Raw genomic sequence first — 2,347 nt, forward strand, 5'->3', positions numbered from 1 at the left:
GCGATGCACAGGATGCACTAGGGGCTTTTGCCAAGGCTGTGCAATATAAACCGGACTCGGCCGGCGCCCACTTCAACATCGGGGCCGCCCACGCACGGCTGGCTCAGCATGAGGCGGCCGCGCAGGCCTATCGACGGGCACTCGCACTCAAGCCAGAGTTCGTGGAGGCGGAAGTCGCCCTGGGGGCGGCGCTGGAAGAGATGGGGCAGGACGAAGCAGCCGTGGAGAGCTACCACCGCGCCTTGAAGAACCAGCCCGACCATGCCCAGGCCCGAGAAAAGCAGGTTGACCTCCTGAAACGGCTCGGGCGCTCCGGTGAGCTGGTGATCGCTTATCGCCAGATGCTGGAACTCGAGCCCGACAATGTGGACTGGCTCAACAATCTGGGAGCCGCCCTGAGAAAACAAGGACGGTTCAAGGATGCGGCCGCGAGCTTTCACCAGGCAACGACGGTCGACCCGGAGAATGCCTTGGCCTACAACAACCTGGGCGCCACCCAACGTACGTTGGGACAACTGACGGATGCGGCGGAGAGCTACCATCGGGCGCTGGAGATCCAGCCGAACTTCATCGAGGCTCACCACAATCTGGGCAATCTTCTTGCAGAATTGGGGCAGGTTGAGCAATCTTTGTCGAGCTACCGTCAAGCACTTGCGATCAATCCTGATTTCGCCGAATCGCTTACCGCCATGGGTGCGGTTTTCCAGTCACAGGGGGAATTCGACGCGGCCGTTGAATGCCACCGGCGGGCATTAGCCATCAAGCCTGATTACGCGCAGGCCCACAGCAATCTCGGAAATGCCCTGCAGGAGCTGGGGCAGCTTGAAAACTCCCTGGAAAGTACCCGCCGCGCACTGGAACTCCAGCCGGACTTCACTGAAGCTCACAACAACCTGCTCTTCGTGCACAACTACCTGGCCGATCAACCCGTTGCGCATTTGTTGACCCAGGCCAGGCGATTTGGAGAGATCATCGCCCGCCGCGCCCGGCCGGCACAGGCCTGGGCCAATACGCCCGACACCCAGCGCCGACTGCGGGTGGGCGTAGTTTCCGGTGATCTTTGCATCCACCCCGTGGGCTATTTTCTGGATGCGGTTGTGACGGCGCTGAAAACCCATGCCGTCTCGTTGGAGTTGTTCGCCTATCCCACGCGCGCCTGCGATGATGAACTAAGCCAAAGGCTGAAGGCCTGCTGCCGCGCATGGCACCCCTTGATCGGGCTTTCCGATGAACATGCGGCCGAACTGATACGCGATGACGGTATTGACATCCTAATCGACCTTTCAGGGCATACCGGGTACAACCGTCTGCCCGTGTTCGCCTGGAAACCCGCGCCGGTGCAGCTGTCCTGGCTGGGCTATTTCGCAACCACCGGCGTGCAGGCCATGGACTACCTGCTCGCCGATCCCTGGACCTTGCCGGCGAGCGAGGAAAACAACTTCACGGAGAAAATCTGGCGCCTGCCGGAGACCCGGCTGTGTTTCACGCCGCCCCGCTCGAACATTGCCGTCTCGCCGCTTCCGGCACTTTCCAACGGTCATGTCACCTTCGGTTGTTTCAACAATTTAACCAAAATGAATAGCGCCGTTGTGGCACTGTGGGCGCAAATATTGACAGCCGTTCCGTCGAGCCGTCTGTTCCTCAAGGCCCGCCAGTTGATGGAAGCGTCCGCCCGGCACGAGGTCATTGATCGTTTCGCGGCTCACGGCATCGAAGCTGGACGGCTGACTCTGGAAGACTATGTTCCCCGGGAGAATTACCTGGCCACTTATCAAAAGGTGGACATAGCGCTGGACCCTTTTCCTTACCCAGGTGGGACAACGACGGCGGAAGCCTTGTGGATGGGCATACCCGTGCTGACGTTGGCGGGAGAGCGCTTTTTGTCGCGCCAGGGCGTCGGCTTGCTGATGAATGCCGGTTTACCCGAATGGATCGCCACCGATCCCGAGGACTATGTCGCCCGTGCGGTCTCGCATGCCGGTGACTTGCAAAGTCTGGCCAGGCTGCGCGCAGGTTTGCGGCAGCAGGTGCTGGCCTCACCCATCTTCGACGCGCCGCGCTTTGCCGTCCATTTCGAGGCCGCCCTGCGCGGCATGTGGCAAGTGTGGTGCGAGAAGAACCCTATACCCGCCGCGGCAGGCTGAAGAGGCGATCAATGGGACTATTTGACCGATTTGCGCGGGTGGCGCGTGCGGACGGAAAAGGTGACGTGCCCGCTGCGCAGAGTCCGGCATTGAGCGCCGATGATCTGCTGGCACAAGGCATGGAACTTGAGCAGCAAGGGCAAGCGCAAGAGGCTTTGCGGCGCTATGACCAGGCGATTGCCCTGGCGCCCGACCTGGCGCGG

At 61.2% G+C, this 2,347-nt stretch carries 1 protein-coding gene; it reads left to right on the top strand.

What is annotated here, in order from left to right:
• The coding region (locus AC1DUN_RS24160; RefSeq protein ID WP_477716194.1) for a tetratricopeptide repeat protein at window positions 1-2,144 on the top strand (2,144 nt) is incomplete at its 5' end.
• Window positions 2,145-2,347 lie beyond the last annotated feature (203 nt).

The organism is Polaromonas sp. P4_F6 (assembly GCF_056401275.1).